We start from the raw sequence: 19,940 nt of genomic DNA on the forward strand, positions 1-19,940 counted from the left end.
CCTTCACGAAGGGTCACGGGGTCCCGGTCTTTCCTCCACCCTGGGCATCGGATGTCAGAGGGACCCACCTCGTCATCGAGTCCCAGGCCTCCAGAGCCTCTGTCAGGACTTCCACGGCCGCCGGGGAATCGGGTCCGACGGTGCTCGCCACGACGAGCAGCATTCCTCCGTACTGCTGCACCAGGGCGATGAACTCCTCGGTCGCAGGAGCGGTCCAGAGCTCGCCGATGGATGCCACCGCGACCTCACCGGGACCGGTGAACGCCCAGGCGCGCCCGTCGGACGACCTGGGTGGCAGTCCGGACCACAGCGGTTGGAGGTCGAGCGCTTCGGCGCGGGCCGACCGGGGCCCGCAAGCAGACGTGGCCGTCCAGCGGTCCCCGCTCCGGACCAACTGCGCCACCTCGAGGGAGGGGTTGACCACGAGAGCGGGAACGGGCGGGCCGTTCCGCTCCCCCACAGGCACTCCGGCGGTGAAGGCCTTCCAGCTGATACCCGCCTCTTTGGCCACACTGATCAGGGCCGAGTCGTTCCAGTGCGGATAGCGGCACAGTCCGAAGTGGAAGAGCCGTGCGTGCCCCCAGCTGTACTGGTCGTCCACATGGAGTGCCGGAACGCCGTCACCCAGCGGGTATCCGCAGTCCTGGCAGTCGCCGGCCCAGAGCAACCGCATGAGGGAACGGGCTTCCTCGTCCCCGAGTCTGTCCAGGCAATCCTGGCTGAAGGCCAGGTACGGGAGTCCGGCCGAGCCCTCCGCGGCTTCCAGGACCACCCAGTCCGACGGGTGGCCGTGCTCCCGCGCCCGGCTCCACCACTCCTCCCCCAGCCGGACGTTGCCGAAGGAGTACGCGGTCACGCCGGCCATCAGGCAGCCGATCGGGTCGCCCAGATTCCCCTGCTCGACCGCCGCATCGTAGGCACGCGCGACATAGGCGTTCGCCGTTTCGTGGTCTTCCTTGCGCAGGAGGACGCCGGCGTACGAGAGCGCGGCGAACGGGATCGCACCGTCCGCGGCGACTCTCAGGGCCTCGACGGCTTCATCCGACTGCCACTCCGACCTCAGCCAGTCCGAGTAGTGCAGTGCGCTCCCGGGATCGCCGGCCTCGGTACCGCGCTTCCAGAGCGCCGTCGCCTCGTCCTGGTTCCCCAGCCTTTCGTGGACCAGGCCGAGGGCGCCGATCGACTCCCGTTCCCCGCCCTCGATCGCACGCTCGTACCACTCCCGCGCCGCTTCCAGATCCCCCCTCGCGAAGGACAGGGCACCCATGTTGTGAGCCCCGCCGGCGTCCCCCAGGCAGGAAGCACGCTCGAAACAGCGGCCGGCACCGTCATGGTCCTTCTCCGCGGCCAGCAGCGCCCCCAGGTTGATCAGGCCGTCGGGGTCGTCCGCCTCCGCGAGAGGGCGGAGCACCTCCTTGGCCACGTCCGGCCGGCCCGCCACCCTGGCGACGGTCGACACCAGCACACGGCGCGTGTCGTCCACGATGCGCAGGGCCTCGTCCCACACCTGTCCCGGGAGCTCGCTCGGACGGGATCGGCGCGCGGCGTCGGACACGAGGTAGTCGAACGGCTTCCACGTTCCTCCCCGGCCCGGCACCAGCGGGCTGGTCACGCCCAGCACGATCCTGGACGCCCAGTCCCAGGCTTCCTCCATGCCTTCCGGCCGCAGCGCCGGACCGCCCGCCCGGTCGAGGAAGTACGCGTGGAGGCGTTCCAGGGACTCCGGCGCCAGCGCGGTGTCCACACCTGTGCGGGCGAGGGCGACGGCGGCCGCGACGAGCGCGGCACCCCGGGGGTTGCCCTTCACCCGGGAAGCGGCCTTCCACCGCTTGAGGACCTGCGGTCCCGCGGCGAGGTACTCCGCCACCCCGTGTGCCCTGTCGGCGTTCAGTGCCGCGACGACGCGCGGGTCCTCGCTCGACGACGCGGCCCGCCGCTCGTCGTCGGTCCAGATCCGGTCCAGGGTGATGTGATGCGCCGCGCGGATCACTCTGCCCGGCGAGGACGGCAGCCGCGGCCCGGTGCTCCGTGAGAGCGACGGGCCGTCCTCCTCGTCCGTGTAATGCTCGTGGAACTCGGTGCGCAGTGTGGCGAGCACGACCGTGCCGCGGCGGACGAGCCGGTCGAGCAGGGACGGCGTCAGCCCGTCGGACCGCAGGTAGTTGTGCAGGTCGTCGAGCCATACGACCTTCTCGTGATCACTTCCAGTGGAGGAATGCAGGGAGGACAGGTCGGCGTCGGGGTCCGGCTTGCAGACCGACCGGTCCCCGAGCTTGCGGACCATGCCCTCGAACAGGACCCTCGACTTGCCCGCGGCCGAATCCCCGGTCAGCAGCAGCATGCCGCCCGATTCCGCCAGCGCTTCGAGCCGGGCGTCCACCTGCGCGTCGACGGAGCGTGGCACGTACGGCACGACGTCCGGATGGCCGGAGGCATCCGGCACACGATGGACACCGAAGGAGACCGGGTCGGCGTCGGTGACAGGGAGCCAGTCGCCTTCACCGGAGGCGGTGGTCTCGTGCACCACCTGCGGCGCCGACCTGCCGATCTCCATCACTTCGGGACAGAGCCCCGCAGCTGCCCGCACCGCCCGCCGGAAGCCGGCATCGGCCACCACGACGGAGACGGGAACGGCTTCCACCCGCGCGTGACCCCACTGCGCGGGGTCCCCGGAGACCACGCCGATCAGGTATTCGCCGGCGAAGAGCGCGGCGCCCGACATCCCCTGCCACGGCGATGCGCCGGAGGTTCCGGGCGCGGGCGGCGGGGCGTGGGCACTGTCCAGGACGTAGCGGCCGCGCAGGACGGATGATCCCGGCTTCAGCGTGCCCACGATCTGCTCGGTGTCCGGCCGCGTCCCGTCCCGGAGCGAGATCCGCGGGTAGCCCACCGCTTCACCGTTCTCCCAGGCGGCCAGGCCGGAGATCCGACCCCACCGGACATCGGACATCCGGCACGTCGCGGGCTCCCTGACCAGGTCTTCGTCCGCTTCGAGCAGGGCCGCGTCGCACGACTCGTCGTAGCGGCGCCACACGAGACGGCAGCTGCGCGTCCCCGTCCCTCCGGGGACGGCGACGCGAGCAGCCCCGCCCTCCCCTTCGAAGAGGTGCGCCGACGTGAGCACCAGGCGGGAGTCCAGCAGGAAGCCGCTGCCCTGCCGCGCTCCCTGGACGATGGCGATGCGTTGGACGGACCGGGCGCCCATCCGCCGCGCAGTCCGGAGGGATGCTCGAAGTCACCCAGGTCGACCTCGGCCTGATGGCCGATCTCGATCGGCCCGCCGTTGGCCGAGTCCTTCGGCTTCAGCTTCACGGACACCTTGTGGACGGCGTTCCGCGCCACCCCCACCTGGGCGTCGCCGGAGACGACCCATGCCTTGAACCCCGCCTTGGCCGTCGCGTCGCGCCGCAGCTCGACGGAGAAGTCCAGGGTGATTTCCTCGACCTCGAACCTGATGCGCCGGCCGTCCGCGGCGTGCGCAGAGGCCATCAGTTGATCCCGCAAGCCCTGTACGGCCTCCGTGAGTTCCACGTTCTCCAACGGATCGCGCACGTCTCCGACTCCCCCGTTCGGTCCACCGACAACCGCTACCACTATCACATTGCCCTGACACGAAACGGCGATCCGGACGGCGCCTCCCAGGTGTGCGTTCTCGCCTTTTCGGGCGCTCGTCATGTCTCGATCCGGGAACGACCGGACGGTGGTCTCCGGCTCCTGTCTACGATCCCGGCGTGGACTCGTACGCGTATGCCCCGCCGCCGCCTCCGTTGCCGCCGCAGCCGGCTGTTCGGCGGTGGTGGCAGCATCCGGGGCTTGTGGTCGGCGCCCTGGTCGTGCTGCCGCCCGTCGGGATCGGGCTCGCGTGGTTGAGTCTCTGGGACCGGAAGCGGAAGGTCCTCGCCAGCGTGCTCGCGGCCGTGTGGTTCGTGCTGCCCTTCCTCGGCGGTGATCCGGCGAAGGAGGAGAAGGCGGGGCGCGACGATGCCCGGCCGCCGAAGGCCACGGCCACCGTGTCGGCCGCTCCGAAGCCCGCCGGTCCTCCCGTGCTCGTGGGGAAGGGGCTCACGGAGGCGAAGGAGGTCGCCTCCGGCGCCGGGTACTCCGTCGTGTCGCACGATGCCTCCGAGCAGGACGCCCGGCAGTGGGACGCGGATGAGTGGACCGTGTGTTTTCAGGCTTCGGCGGGGCAGAGGGACGGTGGGCGGCCCGTGCTGGACCTCGGGGTGGTGCGTGTCGGGGTGCCCTGCCCCGTCGCTGACGGGGAGAAGATCCCCTGGCCGACCATGCCCGCCGTCACCGGCATGACCTTCGCGCGGGCCGGTGAGGTGCTGAAGCCGGTCGGGTTCAGGAAGGTCGCGGCGGAGAGCGCGTACTCCGACGTGGCGCTGCCCGGTGTGGCCGACCCGTGGAAGGTCTGCTTCCAGGACCCCGCGCCGGGCAAGGAGATCGAGAATCCGCAGTACTCGACCGTGTATCTGAAGGTCGCTCCGCCCGGTGCCGCCTGTCCCGAGCGGCCCTATGCCGAGTTGCATCCTTCGCCCGCGCCGGAGAACACCGGCGGTGGGAGCGCGTACTACGCCGACTGTGACGAGGCCGAGGCCGCCGGTGTCGCGCCCCTCCGGAGCGGTGAGCCCGGTTACCGGTCGGCGCTCGACCGGGATCACGACGGGATCGCCTGCGACACGTGAGGTGAGCCCCTCAGGCCCCGGCTCCCGGCATCATGCCACCGCCCTTCAGGCGCTCGATGTCCGAGGGGCGGACCTGGATCACGAAGATGGCCACCAGGGCACCGACGACCGCGAAGATGGCCGCCGTGACGAAGCCCGCGGAGACGCCCGTGGCGAGGACCTGGTCGCTCCAGGGCGGTGGGAGCTGGCCGGTCTTGGCGAACTGGGCCTTCTCCAGCGGGCCCGCCTGGGCGAGGAAGGCGGGGACCTGCTTGTCCGCCTCGTTGCGGCTGGCCGTGCCGAAGACGGTCACCAGGATCGACAGGCCCAGCGAACCGCCCACCTGCTGGGTGGAGTTGAGCAGGCCGGACGCGGCGCCGGCCTCCTTCTGCTCGACGTTCGACAGCGCCATGATGGTCAGCGAGACGAACATCAGGCCCATGCCGAGACCGAAGACGAGGATCGGTCCGAGAATGCTGCCCGCATAGGTGGAGTTCACATCGGTGAGCGTCAGCCAGGACAGGCCGACCGCGGTGAGCAGCGAGCCCGTCACCATGAACGGCTTCGGGCCGAACTTGGGCAGCAGATTGGACGTGAAGCCCGCGCCGACCGCGATGATCGCGCTGACCGGCAGGAACGCGAGCCCTGTCGTGAGGGGGCTGAAGCCCAGCACCTGCTGCACGAACAGGGTGAGGAAGAAGAACATCCCGAAGATGGCCGCCGCGAGACAGAGCATGATCACGTAGGTGCCCGAGCGGTTGCGGTCGGCGAACATGTGCAGCGGCGTGATGGGTTGCTGGGAGCGCCGTTCGATGAGGATGAACGTGGACAGGAGGACGATCGCCGCCGCGAACGAGCCGATCGTGTAGGGGTCGCTCCAGCCTTCCTGCGCGGCCCGGATGAACCCGTACACCAGCGCCACCATGCCGAGGGTCGCCGTCACCGCGCCGGCGAGGTCGAAGTGGCCGGGGTGCCGCTCGGACTCCTTGACGTGACGCGGCGTGAGGACCGCGATCACGATGGCGATCGGGACGTTGACGAAGAAGATCCAGCGCCAGTCGAGCCACTGGACGAGCATGCCTCCGGCCACCAGGCCGATCGCGCCGCCGCCGGCCGAGACGCCCGCGAAAACGCCGAAGGCCCGGTTGCGTTCCGGGCCTTCGTCGAACGTCGTGGTGATGAGGGAGAGCGAGGTCGGCGAGGCTATCGCGCCGCCGACGCCCTGGAGTGACCGGGCCGCGAGGAGTTGCCACTCGGTCTGCGCGAGTCCGCAGAAGAGCGAGGCCAGTCCGAAGAGCAGCACGCCGAAGATGAAGACCCGGCGGCGGCCCAGGATGTCGCCCGCGCGCCCGCCGAGGAGCAGCAGGCCGCCGAACGTCAGGGTGTAGGCGTTGACGACCCAGGACAGGCTGGTCGTGGAGAAGTCCAGCGCGCTCTGGATGTGTGGGAGCGCGATGTTCACGATCGTGATGTCGAGGACCACCATCAGCTGGCAGGACGCGATCACGAACAGCGCGATGCCCTTGCCGTCACTGCCCTTCTTCGGGGTGGCGGTCTGTTCCGGTGTCGTCGGCTTGGGTGTACTCATGTGGCGCCTCGAACCTCGCCGGGTGAGTGAGCCGTGGGCCGGTCAGTCCACCTTTCGACACTAAGCCCCGCCTGTGTGGGTGACCAATTGATCAAGCGGGCGCGGGTTCGTCCAGGACGGCGAAGCCGTCCAGTTCCACCAGGGCCTGTTCGTCCCAGAGGCGTACGACTCCGATGACCGCCATCGCCGGGTAGTCGCGGCCCGCCAACCGGCGCCAGATCCGGCCCAGTTCGTGGGCGTGCTCGCGGTAGTCGGGGACGTCGGTGGTGTAGACGGTGACCCGGGCGAGGTCGGCGGGGGTGCCGCCGGCGTGCCGCAGGGCGGTGAGGAGATTGGTCAGGGCGGTGGCGAACTGCTCGGTGAGGGTCTCCCCGACGACCTTGCCCTCGGTGTCGAGGGCGGTCTGTCCCGCGAGGAAGACGAGGCGGGTGCCGGTGGCCGTGACGGCGTGCGAGAAGCCGGTGGGCGGGGAGAGTTCGGCGGGGTTGTGACGGTGCAGGGTCATGGGGTCGGCTCCTCCTGCTTGCGGGCGTGCGGGTCCCCCGCGATCGGCCCTTCGTGCTCGCGGCCGTACGGGGCCCCGGCCGTCGGCTCCTCCTGCTTGGCGGCGTACGGGGCCGCCGCCGTCGGCTCCTCCTGCTTGGCGGCGTACGGGTCCCCCGCCGTCGGCTCCTCCTGCTTGGCGGCGTACGGGTCCCCCGCCGTCGGCTCCTCCTGCTTGGCGGCGTACGGGTCCCCCGCCGCCGGCTGCTCGTGGGGCGGCGGGGGCGGCAGCTTCGCGTACAGCTCCTTCGCGATGATCGTGCGCTGCACCTCCGTCGCGCCCTCGTAGATCCTGGGTGCGCGGACCTCCCGGTAGAGGTGTTCCAGGAGGTGGCCGCGCTGGAGGGCGAGGGCCCCGTGCAGCTGGACGGCCGCGTCGACGACGTACTGCGCCGTCTCGGTGGCGAGGAGCTTCGCCATCGCGGAGCGCCGCGGGACGTCCGGGTCTCCCTCGTCGTACGCGACCGCCGCCGCGTACACGAGCAGGCGGGCGGCCTCCGTGCGGGTCGCCATCTCGGCGACGCGGTGCGAGACGGCCTGGAGGTCGGCGAGGACGCCGCCGAAGGCGGGGCGCGCGGCGGTGTGGGCGAGGGCCGCGTCGAGGGCGGCCTGGGCCATGCCCACGGCGAAGGCGCCGACGCTGGGCCGGAAGAGGTTGAGGGTGTTCATGGCGACCCGGAAGCCCCGGTCGGGCTCCCCGAGCAGGTCCTCGGGGCCGACGGGGACGCCGTCGAAGGTGAGGGTGCCGAGGGCGTGCGGGGCGAGCATGTCGAGCGCCTCCCCGCCGAGGCCGGGGCGGTCGGCGGGGACGAGGAAGGCGGTGACGCCGCGGGCCCCGGCGCCCCGGGTGGTGCGGGCGAAGACGGTGGCGAAGTCGGCCTCGGGGGCGTTGGAGATCCAGCGTTTCTCGCCGTGCAGGCGCCAGCCGCCGCGTCCGTCGGGGACGGCGTCGAGGGCGAGGGCGGCGGCGTCGGAGCCGGCGTCCGGTTCGGACAGGGCGAAGGCGGCGACGGCGCGTCCCGCGGTGGCCTCGGGGAGCCAGCGGGCGCGCTGGGCGGGGGTGCCGAAGGCGGCGACGGGGTGGGTGCCGAGGCCCTGGAGGGCGAGGGCGGTCTCCGCCTCGGTGCAGGTCCGGGCGAGGGATTCGCGCAGCAGGCAGAGGTCGAGGGCCCCGGCCTCGAAGAGGCGGGCGAGGAGGCCGAGCTCGCCGAGTGCGGCGACGAGGGGGCGGTTGACCCTGCCGGGTTCGCCCTGGTCGGCGAGGGGCTTCAGGCGGTCGGCGGCGAGCGCGCTGAGCTGCGCACACCAGGTGGTCTGTGCCGGATCGAGCGAGAATGCGGGCATGTGGGCCCTCTCTGACGCCCCCGGGCGTCTTCGTCCCTGCGCCGTCAGGCGCCTCCGTCCGGGCGCCCGCGGGCACCCCGGTCCTCACGCCGTCCGGCGTCCGTGGCCTGGCACCGTCCGGCGTCCTGCTCCTCACACCCTCCGGCGCCTCCGTCCGGGCGCCCGCGGGCACCCCGGTCCTTGTTCCCTCCAGCCTCCTTGGTCTCGCGCCCTCCCGTGTCCCCGGCCTCGCGCCCTCCGGTGCCTCTGTCGCGAACCGTTGACTGTCGTCACCAACACGATACGCTCGTGGAGCGACGAGCGACCCCACCACGACAGGGGGACGACCTCATGGAGCTGACGCCCTCGGGCCACCTCGACACCTTCGCCCGTGACCGGCTGCCCCCGCCCGACCGGTGGCCGCGGCTCGTCTTCGATCTCCCCGAGCTCCACTACCCCGACCGGCTCAACTGCGGCACGGAGCTCCTCGACCGCACGGTGGAGCGGTTCGGTGCCGACCGGCCCGCCTTCCGTGACGGCGAGGGCGGGGTCTGGAGCTACGGGGAGCTCCAGGACCGGGTGGACCGCATCGCCCACGTCCTCACCAGCGACCTGCGGGTGCTGCCCGGCAACCGGGTTCTCCTGCGCGGCCCCACCACCCCCTGGCTCGCCGCCTGCTGGCTCGCCGTGATGAAGGCCGGCGGCGTCGCCGTCACAGTGCTGGCCCAGCAGCGCGCCCCCGAGCTCGCCGTGATGGCGGAGGCCGCCCGGTGCACCCACGCGCTCTGCGACGCGCAGGTGCTCGACGAGCTCCTCGCGGCCCGGATACCCGGGCTCCGGGTCACTCCCTTCGGCGGGGACGGCCCGGACGACCTGCTGACCCTCGCCGAGCACCGGCCCGGCCCGTACGAGGCGGTGGCCACCGCCGCCGACGACGTGGCGCTCATCGCCTTCACCTCCGGCACCACCGGACGGCCCAAGGGCTGCGTCCACTTCCACCGGGACGTCCTGGCCGTCGCCGACACCTTCTCCGCGCGCGTCCTGCGTCCGCTGCCCGACGACGTCTTCGCCGGTTCGCCGCCGCTCGCCTTCACCTTCGGTCTCGGCGGGCTCGTCGTGTTCCCGCTGCGGGCCGGGGCGAGCGCGGTCCTCCTCGAACAGGCGGGGCCCAAGCAGCTGCTCGCGGCGATCGAGCGGCACAAGGTGACGGTGCTCTTCACGGCCCCGACCGCCTACCGGGTCATGCTGGACGAGCTGACCCAGGGCACCGCCCCGGAGGTGGCCTCGCTGCGCCGCTGCGTCTCGGCCGGCGAGAACCTGCCGGAGGCGACCTGGACGGCCTGGTACGCGCGGACCGGACTGCGCCTGATCAACGGCATCGGGGCCACCGAACTGCTGCACATCTTCATCTCCGCCGCCGACGGCGACATCCGCCCGGGCACCACGGGCCGCCCCGTGCCCGGCTGGCAGGCCACGATCGTCGACCGCGACGGCAATCCCGTCCCGGACGGCGAGGAGGGGCTGCTCGCGGTGCGCGGCCCGGTGGGCTGCCGCTATCTGGCCGACCCCCGTCAGGAGGAGTACGTACGGAACGGCTGGAACGTCACGGGCGACACGTACGTCCGCGAACCCGACGGCTGGTTCCGCTATGTCTCACGGGCCGACGACATGATCATCTCGGCCGGGTACAACATCGCGGGCCCCCAGGTCGAGGAGGTGCTCCTCGACCATCCCGACGTGGTGGAGACGGCGGTGGTGGGCCGCCCCGACGAGCTGCGCGGCCAGGTCGTCGTGGCGTACACGGTGGTACGGGACGGGGTGCCGCGCGACGCGAGCACCGCGGCCGCCCTGCGGGCCTTCGTCCGCGCCCGCATCGCCCCGTACAAGTCGCCCCGGGAGATCGTCTTCCTCGACGCGCTGCCGCGCACCGCGACGGGCAAGCTCCAGCGCTTCCTGCTGCGGGCCCCGGCGTGACCGGCATGACGTGTCCACCACCCCCTAAAGTGATCACGTGGCCGAGCAGCACACCCCCCGATCCCTGATCGTCTCCTTCTACGGCGCCTACGGCCGTGCGCCCGACGAGTCGCCGGTGCCCGTGGCCGCGCTCATCCGGCTGCTCGGCGCACTCGGCGTGGACGCGCCCTCGGTGCGCTCCTCGGTGTCGCGGCTGAAGCGGCGCGGGCTGCTGCTGCCGGGCCGTACGGCGGGCGGCGCGGCCGGGTACGCCCTCTCGGAGGACGCCCGGCGGCTCCTGGACGACGGCGACCGCCGGATCTACGCCCGTACGGAGCCGAAGCTCTCCGAGGGGTGGGTCCTGGCCGTCTTCTCGGTGCCCGAGGCCGAGCGGCACAAGCGGCACCTGCTGCGGTCCCGGCTCGCCCGGCTCGGTTTCGGCACGGCGGCGCCGGGCGTCTGGATCGCGCCGGCCCGGCTGTACGAGGAGACCCGGAACGCCCTGGAGCGCCTGGAGCTCTCCGCGTACGTGGACCTCTTCCGCGGCGACCACCTGGGGTACACGGCGACGGCCGGGGCGGTGGCCCGCTGGTGGGACCTGCCGGCGATCGCCGGGCTCCACGAGGAGTTCCTGTCGGCCCACGAGCCGGTCCTGCGGGCCTGGCGGTCGGCCCCGGCGGGCGCCGAGGACGCCTACCGGGACTACCTCCTCGCTCTGGACTCCTGGCGCCGGCTGCCCTACGCGGACCCGGTGCTCCCGGCGGAGCTCCTGCCGGACGACTGGCCGGGCCGCCGCTCGGCGGCGGTCTTCGCCGCCCTGCACGAGCTGCTGCGGGACCGGGGCGCGGAGTACGTGGGCCCGTTCCTGGCGGGTGATTAGCGCCGCACGGCGAGGGCCCGCAGCAGGCAGGCGAGGCCCGCGATGCCGAGGACCGCGCGGACGATGTTCCACGCGACCCACGGGGACTCGAAGGCCGCCCGTGCGGCGGCCGGGTCCTTGGCCGCCGCGAGGGCGTCGTTGAGGGGTACGTTCGCCGCCGAGGTGACCACGAGGACGGCCAGGGCGAGGACGAACGCGGCGAGCGTCCAGATCTTCGCCCGGCCGGCGCGGTGCTGCCAGGCGGCCACCGCCGTGAGGACCGGCACCCCGAAGAACGGGGTGAAGAACACCGGGTTCTGGATCACGTCGTTGATGTTCCGCATCACCTCGACGTAGACCTGGTCGCTGCTGCGTGCCAGTGCCGGCATCACCGAGCAGACGTACGCGAACCACACCCCCGCCAGCAGTCCCGTCATCGCCGTCGCCGTGCCGAGGACCGCGCCGGCACCCTTCCCGCCCCTGTTTTCTGTCATGTCCCCATTCAAGGGGAGGAGCCCGTGCGGGGGACATGGTTCCGCGTCGCACCCGCATACGCGAGCGTCCAGGTTCCTCAGTCCCGGCGGCCGGTGGGCGGGCGGCGGCTGCCGGCGCGGTACGGGGCGGGCCAGGGGGCGGCCGGGCCCCGGTACTCCTGCTCGGCCGCCGCGTGCAGGGTCCAGTGCGGGTCGTAGAGGTGCGGCCGGGCGAGGGCGCAGAGGTCCGCGCGGCCCGCGAGGAGCAGGGAGTTGACGTCGTCCCAGGAGGAGATGCCGCCGACCGCGATCACGGGGACGCCGAGCTCGTTGCGGATGCGGTCGGCGTACGGGGTCTGGTACGAGCGGCCGTAGGCGGGCTCCTCGTCGGGGACGACCTGGCCGGTGGAGACGTCGATGGCGTCGGCGCCGTGGTCGGTGAAGGCGCGGGCGATCGCGACGGCGTCCCCGGCGGTGGTGCCGCCCTCGGCCCAGTCGGTGGCGGAGATGCGGACGGTCATGGGGCGGTCCGCGGGCCATGCCTCCCGTACCGCGTCGAAGACTTCGAGGGGGTAGCGCAGCCGGGCCGTGAGGTCGCCGCCGTAGGCGTCGGTGCGGTGGTTGGTGAGCGGGGAGAGGAAGCCGGAGAGGAGGTAGCCGTGGGCGCAGTGGAGTTCGAGGAGGTCGAAGCCGCTGCGGGCGGCGCGGTGGGCGGCGGCGGTGAACTGCTCGCGTACGGCGGTGAGTCCGGCGCGGTCGAGGGCGGCCGGGGTCTGGTTGACGCCGGGCCGGTACGGGTGGGGCGAGGCGGCGACGAGGGGCCAGTTCCCGGTCGGGAGGGGCTGGTCGATGCCCTCCCACATGCGGCGGGTGGAGCCCTTGCGGCCCGCGTGGCCGAGCTGGACGCCGAGCGCGGTGCCGGGTGCCGAGGCGTGGACGAAGTCGACGATCCGGGTCCAGGCCTCGGCCTGGGTGTCCGTCCAGAGGCCGGTGCAACCGGGGGTGATGCGGCCCTCGGGGCTCACGCAGACCATCTCGGTCATGACGAGTCCGGCGCCGCCGAGGGCCCTGGAGCCGAGGTGGACGAGGTGGAAGTCGCCGGGGACGCCGTCCTCGGCGACGTACAGGTCCATGGGGGAGACGACGACCCTGTTGCGGAGGGTCAGTCCGCGCAGCCGGAAGGGGGTGAACATCGGCGGGGTGCCGGGCGGGCAGCCGAAGTCCGCCTCGACGGCGGCGGTGAAGGCGGGGTCGCGCAGTCTGAGGTTGGCGTGGGTGACGCGGCGGCTGCGGGTGAGCAGGTCGAAGGCGAAGCGGCGGGGCGGCCGGTCGACGTGCCCGGCGAGCTCCTCGAACCAGCTCAGGCTGGCGCCGGCCGCGCGCTGGGTGGACTCGACGACGGGGCGGCGCTCCGTCTCGTACGCGGCGAGGGCCCGGTCGAGGGTGGGGTGGGCGCCGACGGCGGCGGCGAGGGCGACGGCGTCCTCGACGGCCAGTTTGGTGCCGGATCCGATGGAGAAGTGCGCGGTGTGGGCGGCGTCGCCGATGAGGACGGTGTTGCCGTGGGACCAGCGCGCGTTGGCGACGGTACGGAACGCGGTCCAGGCGGAGTTGTTGGAGCGGAGCTCCCGTCCGCCGAGGGCCTCGGCGAAGACCTTGGCGCAGCGGGCGGTGGACTCGGCCTCGTCGAGCTCGTGGAAGCCGGCGGCCCGCCAGACCTCCTCGCGCATCTCGACGATGACGGTGGAGGAGTCGGCGGAGAAGGGGTAGGCGTGCAGCTGCATCACGCCGTGCTCGGTCTCGGCGATCTCGAAGCGGAAGGCCTCGAGGGGGAAGTCGGCGGCGAGCCATATGTAGCGGCAGCGGTGGGTGGTGATCCGGGGGCGGAAGTGCGCGGCGTGGGTCTCGCGGGTACGGCTGTGGACGCCGTCGGCGGCGACGACCAGGTCGTGCTCCGCGGCGAGTACGGCGGCGGGCGGGGCCTCGGTGCGGAAGCGGAGCCGTACGCCGAGCTCGGCGCAGCGGGCGTGCAGGATCTCCAGGAGGCGGCGGCGGCCGAGGGCGGCGAAGCCGTGGCCGGTGGAGGTGGTGCGGTGCCCGCGGTGGACGACGTCGATGTCGTCCCAGCGGACGAGCTCGCGGCGGAGCGCCTCGTACACGACGGGGTCGGCGTCCCGGATGCCGCCGAGGGTCTCGTCGGAGAGGACGACGCCGAAGCCGAAGGTGTCGGAGGGCGCGTTCCGCTCCCAGACGGTGATCTCGCGGGCAGGGTCCTGGCGCTTCAGCAGGGCGGCGGCGTAGAGCCCCCCGGGTCCGCCGCCGACGACGGCGACGCGGGCGGGGCCGGGGCCGCCGCCCGGTGGGGTCAGCATCCCCGCCACTTCGGCGGGCGTTTCTCGGTGAAGGCGGCGTGGAACTCGGCGTAGTCCTCGCCGTTCATCAGGAGCGCCTGGGTGGCCGCGTCCAGTTCGACCGCGGCCGCGAGCGGCATGTCGAGCTCGGCGGTGAGCAGGGCCTTGGTCTGGGCGAGGGCGAGGGCGGGGCCGTCGGCGAGGCGGCGGGCGAGGGCGGCGGCCCGCTCCCCCGCCGCGCCCTCCTCGGTGAGCTCGCTGAGGAGTCCGATGCGCTCGGCCTCGGCGGCGTGGACGGGCTCGCCCAGCATGAGGAGGCGGGTGGCGTGGCCGAGGCCGACGACCCGGGGCAGCAGATAGGCGGCGCCCATGTCTCCGCCGGAGAGCCCGACCCGGGTGAAGAGGAAGGAGAACCGGGTGGTGGGGTCGGCGATCCGGAAGTCGGCGGCGAGGGCGAGGACGGCCCCGGCGCCGGCGGCGACGCCGTGGAGGGCGGCGACGACGGGGAAGGGGCACTCGCGCAGCGCGCGGACGACCTGGCCGGTCATCCGGTTGAAGTCGAGGAGCCGGGCGGTGTCGAGGGCGAGGGTGGCGCCGATGATCTCGTCGACGTCGCCGCCCGAGCAGAAGCCGCGGCCTTCGCCGCCGAGGACGAGGGCGCGGACGGCGCGCTCGCGGGAGAGCTCGGCGAGGAGGTCGCGCAGGTCTGCGTAGGCGCCGAAGGTGAGGGCGTTGAGTTTCGCGGGGCGGGCGAGGGTGACGGTGGCGACGCCCTGGTCGATGTCCAGGCGCAGATGCTGCCAGCGTGACGTGCGGGGTGCGGAGCCGGTAAAGGGGCTCATTCGAGGGGCCTCCTTCCTCCGCAGGGAGGGTATCACCGTACTGTGACTGTCGTCACGAGTACGCGATACGCGGGCAGTCGCAAAGTCCCGACGGTGACCGACCTAGGTCCCTGGCGGGAGGGAGGGGGTGCCCTGGGAAGCGGATTTTGCACCTCGTAAGGTTGAAACCAGGACGTCTCGGGATCCCCCACCCCACTCGCCCCACCCGCACCTCGGTGAAGGGAGCCTGCCCCCATGCCCGAAGCCACCGGACCCGCGGCCGTGAGCCCCGGAGCCGTGACCACCGCAACCGCGGCCCCGAGCCCCGGAACCGCGGCAGTGAGCCCCGGCATCGACACCCCCGGAGCCGCCGTCTCCTGGCGGATCCGGCTGCCCCACACCACCGCCGCCGTGCCGATCGCCCGCGCCCTGATCCGTACCGCGCTCACCGACATCGACCCCGTGGCCGCCGACCGGCCCGACAGCGACACGGCGGAGCTGCTCACCGCCGAGCTCGTCGCCAACGCCGTCGAGCACACCGCCGGCGCGGGCCCCATCGAGCTGGTCGTCGAACTGCTCGCCGCGCCCGGCGGCTGCCAGATCGAGGTCCACGACTCCCAGCCCGCCGGCCCCGACGAGCTCGTCTGCCCCGACCCGGACACCGAGGTCGACCCGTGGCAGGAGCACGGCCGGGGCCTCCTCCTGATCCGCGCGCTCAGCAGCGACTGCGGCCACCGCCCCACCGCGCACGGCAAGGCGGTCTGGTTCACCCTCCCGGGGATACCGGCCCAGCGGCGCCACTCGTAGCCCTTGGGGCTACTCCCCCGCCGGGCCCGCCAGCGTCGCCACCAGGACGGCCTTGATGGTGTGCATCCGGTTCTCGGCCTCGTCGAAGACGACCGAGTGCGCCGACTCGAAGACCTCGTCCGAGACCTCCAGCTCGGTCAGGCCGTGCCGGGCGTGGATGTCCCGGCCGACGGCCGTGCCCAGGTCGTGGAAGGCGGGCAGGCAGTGCAGGAACTTCACGTCCGGGTTCCCGGTGGCGCGCAGCACCTCCATCGTCACGGAGTACGGGGAGAGGGCGGCGATCCGCTCGTCCCAGACCTCCTTGGGCTCGCCCATGGAGACCCAGACGTCGGTGACGACGAAGTCCGCCCCGGCGACGCCCTCGGGCACGTCCTCGGTGAGGGTGATCGTGGCGCCGCTGGTCTCGGCGAGCTTGCGGGCCGCGGCGACGACGTCCTCAGCCGGCCAGTACGCCTCGGGGGCGACGATCCGGACGTCCATGCCGAGCAGGGCGCCGGTGACGAGGTAGGAGTTGCCCATGTTGAAGCGGGCGTCGCCGAGGTAGGCGAAGGCGATCCCGTCGAGCGGCTTGTCCACGTGCTCGGTCATGGTGAGCACGTCGGCCAGCATCTGGGTGGGGTGCCAGTCGTCGGTGAGCCCGTTGAAGACGGGCACGCCCGCGAAGGCGGCGAGCTCCTCGACGTTCGCCTGACTGTCCCCGCGGTACTCGATGCCGTCGAACATCCGGCCGAGGACACGGGCGGTGTCCTTGACCGACTCCTTGTGGCCGATCTGGGAGCCCGAGGGGTCGAGGTACGTGGTGGAGGCGCCCTGGTCGGCGGCGGCGACCTCGAAGGCGCAACGGGTGCGGGTCGAGGTCTTCTCGAAGATCAGGGCGATGTTCTTCCCGCGCAGCCGCTGCACCTCGGCGCCCGCCTTCTTGGCGGCCTTGAGCTCGGCGGCGAGCGCGATCAGGCCGCGGAACTCCTCGGCGGTGAAGTCCAGCTCCTTGAGGAAGTGGCGGCCGATGAGGTCTGTGGCCATGGGACGCGCTCCTGTGGGTACGGTCGGGAGGACGGCGGTCGGACTCTGGAAGTGTATACGCACTTCAACATTTCTATACAGCCCCCTCCGCCGGGCCCCTGCCGGCCCCTCAGGCGGCGTCCCGCTCCACCGGACAGCTCATGCAGCGCGGACCGCCCCTCCCCCGCCCCAGCTCGCTCCCCGGGATCTCGATCACCTCGATGCCCTGCTTGCGCAGATGCGTGTTCGTCGTGACGTTCCGCTCGTACGCGACGACCACCCCCGGCTCCACCGCCAGCACGTTGCACCCGTCGTCCCACTGCTCGCGCTCCGCCGCGTGCACGTCCTGGGTCGCCGTGAGCACCCGGATGTCCTGCAGCCCCAGGGCCGCCGCGATGGCGCTGTGCATCTGCTCCGGCGGATGGTCGGTGACCCGCAGGGACTGCCCCGCGTCACCCGGCTCGATCGTGTACGAGCGGAGCATGCCGAGCCCCGCGTACTGCGTGAACGTGTCCTGGTCCACCATCGTCATCACCGTGTCCAGGTGCATGAACGCGCGCCGCTTCGGCATGTCGAGCGCGATGATCGTGCGCGCCGAACCGGCCGCGAACATCCCCCGGGCCAGCATCTCCACCGCCTGCGGCGTCGTCCGCTCGCTCATCCCGATCAGCACGGCGCCGTTGCCGATGACCAGGACGTCCCCGCCCTCGATCGTCGACGGATAGTCCGACTGCCCCTCCGACCAGTGGTGGAACGAACCCGCCTCCGGGCCCGTGAACAGCGGGTGGTGCTTGTAGATCGCCTCGAAGTGCACCGTCTCGCGCTGCCGGGCCGGCCAGCGCATCGCGTTGATGGAGACGCCGTCGTAGATCCAGGCAGAGGTGTCCCGGGTGAAGAGATGGTTCGGCAGCGGGCCGAGCACGAAGTCGTCCAGGTCCAGGGCGTGGAAGCGGACCGAGGTCGGCTCCCGGAACCCCGCAAGGAACTCCCGCTTCGTCATCCCGCCGACCAGCGCCTCGCCGAGCGCGGCGGCGTCCAGCGAGTCGAAGGAGGCGCGCAGGTGGTCGGCGGCGAGCGGCCCGTACTCCTTCTCGTCGAAGACCCGGTCGAGAACCAGCGCGCGGGCCTCCGGGACCTCCAGCGACTCGCACAGCAGATCCCCGAAGAGGTGCACCTCCACCCCGCGGTCGCGCAACACGTCGGCGAAGCCGTCGTGCTCCTGACGGGCCCGCCGCACCCACAGCACGTCGTCGAAGAGGAGGGCGTCCTTGTTGGTCGGGGTGAGCCGCTTCAGCTCCAGATCGGGCCGGTGCAGGATGACGCGGCGAAGCCGCCCGGTCTCGGAATCGACATGGAATCCCATATGCCCATCCTGACGGAGCCGGGCGGCCCTGGCCCGCGTTTCGACCGGTCCTTTCGGTGGGCGTCACCCGGCTCCCTCCCCTTCCCGTCACGTTCCCGTCAGGTCAGCCACTGGGCCACGACGATCAGGAGGATCGCGGCCAGCAGACCACCGATCAGCAGCGCGGCGCGGCGCAGGAACCGGCGGGTGTAGCCGCTGCCGAGGTCGTCGCCGAGGGAGAGCGCGGGTCCGGAACGGTGCGGGGTGCGGGGCAGGCCGTACGCCTCCTTCAGGAGCGAGAGCCAGACGGCGTCCGGCAGCCCCGGGCGCTCCCCGTCCACGATCAGCCAGAACGCCTCGCGGGCGGACGGGTCCGGACTCGTCCGGAGCTGAGAGAGCAGCTCGGCGACCGTGCCGACGGGGGCGTCGCCGCCGGCGAGCAGCGGGCGGACCGCCCAGCGGTACAGCTCGGCGGCGTTCGCCGCGCGCTGCTCCTCCGGCGGCGCGAAGGGGTCGTCCCGCGCGGCGGGCGGGGCGACGGCCCACAGCTTCCTTCCTACGACCACCTCACAGAGGTCCCGGCGCAGCGGGTGCTCCCAGGACGGCAGGCGCCGGGCGATCTCCCGGAGGAGGACGGTGACGACGATGTACGCCTGGGGCCGGCGCAGCGCGTCGAGCAGCTCGCGGTTGCCCGCGCCCACGACGAGCTCCCGTGCCTCTTCGGGGCTGCGCACGGTCGGCAGCTTGTTCACGAGCGAGGTCTCGGCCTCCCGCCCGCGCCGCCCCAGCCCCCGCCGCGCGCCCTTGCCTGGCCCGGTCCACTCCGGCCCGACGACGGGCAGTACGGGCCGGGGGTAGGCGCCGACGTCGGGGGACGGGGGTGCGGGGGGCGCCTCGGGAGCGGGCGGGGGCTGGGTGGGGTAGGCGGGCCGGGCCGCCGCGCCGGACCCCGCCGGCTCGTCTCCGCCCGGCCCACCGGTCGGGCCGGGGGTCCGCGGCTCCCCGCGCCGACCGTCGGACTCCGACTCCGCCCGACGGTCGGGCCACTCGGAGGGGCCTGCGCGGTCGGGCCGTCCGTACGGGGCCGGGGCTGGGCTGTCGGGCCGTCCGTACGGGGCCGGGGCCGAACTGTCGGGCCGTCCGTACGGGGCCGGGGCCGCGCTGTCGGGCCGTCCCGAGGGGGCGGGACCCGGACTGCCGGACCGTCCCGACGGATCCGAAGCGGGACTCTCGGGCCGTCCCGAGGTACCCGGGGCCGGGGCGGTACCGGGGGCGTCGGGCCAGGGGCCCGGGGAGGCCGGGTACGACGAGCCCACCGGCTCGGGGTTCCCGCCGGGCGGCGAGTCGGGGTGCCGGGGACCGGGGGCGCCCTGCCGCCGAGGATCCGGGCCGGACTGGTCCCGGAAGCCCGGCGCGCGCTGGTCCCGGTGGCCTGACCCGGCCGGGCGCCGGAGGCCGGGGGCGTCCTCGTCGCGCGGGTCCGGACCGGACCGGTCCCAGGGACCGGGCGACTCCGGGTGCCGGGGACCGGCGGTGCCCTGGTCCCGCGGCCCCGAACCACCCTGGTCGCGGTGCCCCGAAGCGCCCGGTTCCCGAGAGCCCGGGGCGCCCCCGTACCGCGGGCCTGAGCCTGACGGGTCCCGCGGGGCGGCACCGGACTGGTCCCAGGAGCCCGGCGACTCCGGGGGCCGGGGCCCGGGGGTGCCCTGGCCGCGGGGGCCGGCGGCGCCCTCGTGTCGGGGACCTGCGTCAGCCTGGTCCCGGGAATCCGGACCATCCCCGTACCGGGGAACCTGGCCGGCCTCATCCCGGGGGCCATGGGCACCCTCACGCCGGGAACCTGGACCGGCCTCGCCCCCGGGGCCACGGGTGCCCCGCTGCCCGAAGCCTGCGTCAGCCTGGTCCCGGGAATCCGGACCATCCCCGTACCGGGGAACCTGGCCGGCCTCATCCCAGGGGCCCTGGGCACCCTCACGCCGGGAACCTGGACCGGCCTCGCCCCCGGGGCCACGGGTGCCCTGCTGCCCGAAGCCTGCGTCAGCCTGGTCCCGGGAATCCGGACCATCCCCGTACCGGGGAACCCGGCCGGCCTCATCCCGGGGGCCATGGGCACCCTCACGCCGGGAACCTGGACCGGCCTCGCCCCCGGGGCCACGGGTGCCCTGCTGCCCGAAGCCTGGGCCGGCCTGGTCCCGGGGGTCCGGAGCGTCC

14 protein-coding genes and 1 pseudogene are annotated in these 19,940 nt (G+C 73.2%); 4 read left to right on the forward strand and 11 right to left on the reverse strand.

All coding sequences use genetic code 11. The features are described 5' to 3' along the window. Window positions 1-13 precede the first annotated feature (13 nt). A complete protein-coding gene (locus ACF07V_RS25050) occupies window positions 14-3,205 on the reverse strand; it encodes a trypsin-like peptidase domain-containing protein (RefSeq protein ID WP_392157317.1) in 3,192 nt (1,063 codons plus the stop codon). A gap of 104 nt (window positions 3,206-3,309) precedes the next feature. Further along, window positions 3,310-3,675, reverse strand: a pseudogene (locus ACF07V_RS25055) (trypco2 family protein); the annotation flags it as partial. On the opposite strand from ACF07V_RS25055, the gene ACF07V_RS25060 reads away from it, so the two are divergent. Beyond that, complete coding sequence (locus ACF07V_RS25060) at window positions 3,645-4,688, forward strand: excalibur calcium-binding domain-containing protein (RefSeq protein ID WP_392157319.1); 1,044 nt, start codon at window positions 3,645-3,647, stop codon at window positions 4,686-4,688. The pseudogene ACF07V_RS25055 and the gene ACF07V_RS25060 overlap by 31 nt on opposite strands. A gap of 10 nt (window positions 4,689-4,698) precedes the next feature. On the opposite strand, the gene ACF07V_RS25065 is transcribed toward ACF07V_RS25060, so the two are convergent. The 3 genes from ACF07V_RS25065 to ACF07V_RS25075 form a co-directional block, all read right to left on the reverse strand. Continuing rightward, window positions 4,699-6,255 (reverse strand): MFS transporter, encoded by a 1,557-nt coding sequence (locus ACF07V_RS25065; protein WP_392157321.1) that lies wholly within the window; start codon window positions 6,253-6,255, stop codon window positions 4,699-4,701. 91 nt (window positions 6,256-6,346) lie between these two features. After that, on the reverse strand, window positions 6,347-6,760 hold the full coding sequence (locus ACF07V_RS25070) for a RidA family protein (RefSeq protein ID WP_392157323.1): 414 nt from the start codon (window positions 6,758-6,760) through the stop codon (window positions 6,347-6,349). Then, the gene (locus ACF07V_RS25075) at window positions 6,757-8,142 is read right to left on the reverse strand and encodes an acyl-CoA dehydrogenase family protein (protein WP_392157325.1); all 1,386 of its coding nucleotides are present in this window, start codon (window positions 8,140-8,142) and stop codon (window positions 6,757-6,759) included. The genes ACF07V_RS25070 and ACF07V_RS25075 overlap by 4 nt, the downstream gene beginning before the upstream one ends. A gap of 330 nt (window positions 8,143-8,472) precedes the next feature. Here ACF07V_RS25075 and ACF07V_RS25080 point away from each other — a divergent pair, with 330 nt between their 5' ends. Together ACF07V_RS25080 and ACF07V_RS25085 are read left to right on the forward strand one after the other, a co-directional pair. After that, window positions 8,473-10,095, forward strand: a complete 1,623-nt coding sequence (locus tag ACF07V_RS25080; RefSeq protein WP_392157632.1) for an AMP-binding protein — start codon at window positions 8,473-8,475, stop codon at window positions 10,093-10,095. Between the two features lie 37 nt (window positions 10,096-10,132). Next, window positions 10,133-10,954: a PaaX family transcriptional regulator C-terminal domain-containing protein gene (locus tag ACF07V_RS25085; protein WP_392157327.1), complete on the forward strand. Its 822-nt coding sequence runs from the start codon at window positions 10,133-10,135 to the stop codon at window positions 10,952-10,954. On the opposite strand, the gene ACF07V_RS25090 is transcribed toward ACF07V_RS25085, so the two are convergent. The 3 genes from ACF07V_RS25090 to ACF07V_RS25100 all read right to left on the reverse strand — a co-directional run bounded on the left by ACF07V_RS25090 (window position 10,951) and on the right by ACF07V_RS25100 (window position 14,599). After that, window positions 10,951-11,427 carry a DUF1772 domain-containing protein gene (locus ACF07V_RS25090; protein ID WP_392157329.1) on the reverse strand — a complete coding sequence of 159 codons (477 nt, stop codon included), beginning with the start codon at window positions 11,425-11,427 and terminating at the stop codon, window positions 10,951-10,953. The genes ACF07V_RS25085 and ACF07V_RS25090 overlap by 4 nt on opposite strands. 77 nt (window positions 11,428-11,504) lie before the next feature. Further along, entirely contained in the window at window positions 11,505-13,778 is a 2,274-nt protein-coding gene (locus ACF07V_RS25095) for a bifunctional salicylyl-CoA 5-hydroxylase/oxidoreductase (RefSeq protein ID WP_392157330.1), read from the reverse strand. Further along, window positions 13,772-14,599, reverse strand: a complete 828-nt coding sequence (locus ACF07V_RS25100; protein WP_392157331.1) for an enoyl-CoA hydratase family protein — start codon at window positions 14,597-14,599, stop codon at window positions 13,772-13,774. Before ACF07V_RS25100 ends, ACF07V_RS25095 begins: the two co-directional genes overlap by 7 nt. A gap of 234 nt (window positions 14,600-14,833) precedes the next feature. On the opposite strand from ACF07V_RS25100, the gene ACF07V_RS25105 reads away from it, so the two are divergent. Continuing rightward, window positions 14,834-15,385 (forward strand): ATP-binding protein, encoded by a 552-nt coding sequence (locus ACF07V_RS25105; RefSeq protein WP_392157333.1) that lies wholly within the window; start codon window positions 14,834-14,836, stop codon window positions 15,383-15,385. Window positions 15,386-15,394: 9 nt separating this feature from the next. Here ACF07V_RS25105 and argF read toward each other — a convergent pair whose 3' ends face one another. From argF to ACF07V_RS25120, 3 genes are all read right to left on the reverse strand, one after another. Then, window positions 15,395-16,408 carry an ornithine carbamoyltransferase gene (argF, locus tag ACF07V_RS25110; protein WP_392157335.1) on the reverse strand — a complete coding sequence of 338 codons (1,014 nt, stop codon included), beginning with the start codon at window positions 16,406-16,408 and terminating at the stop codon, window positions 15,395-15,397. 109 nt (window positions 16,409-16,517) lie between these two features. Then, complete coding sequence (locus tag ACF07V_RS25115; RefSeq protein WP_392157336.1) at window positions 16,518-17,750, reverse strand: arginine deiminase; 1,233 nt, start codon at window positions 17,748-17,750, stop codon at window positions 16,518-16,520. 98 nt (window positions 17,751-17,848) lie between these two features. Then, a complete protein-coding gene (locus tag ACF07V_RS25120) occupies window positions 17,849-18,481 on the reverse strand; it encodes a hypothetical protein (RefSeq protein ID WP_392157337.1) in 633 nt (210 codons plus the stop codon). Window positions 18,482-19,940: the final 1,459 nt, after the last annotated feature.

The sequence above is a fragment of the Streptomyces sp. NPDC015661 genome (assembly GCF_043077765.1).
Lineage (GTDB): Bacteria > Actinomycetota > Actinomycetes > Streptomycetales > Streptomycetaceae > Streptomyces.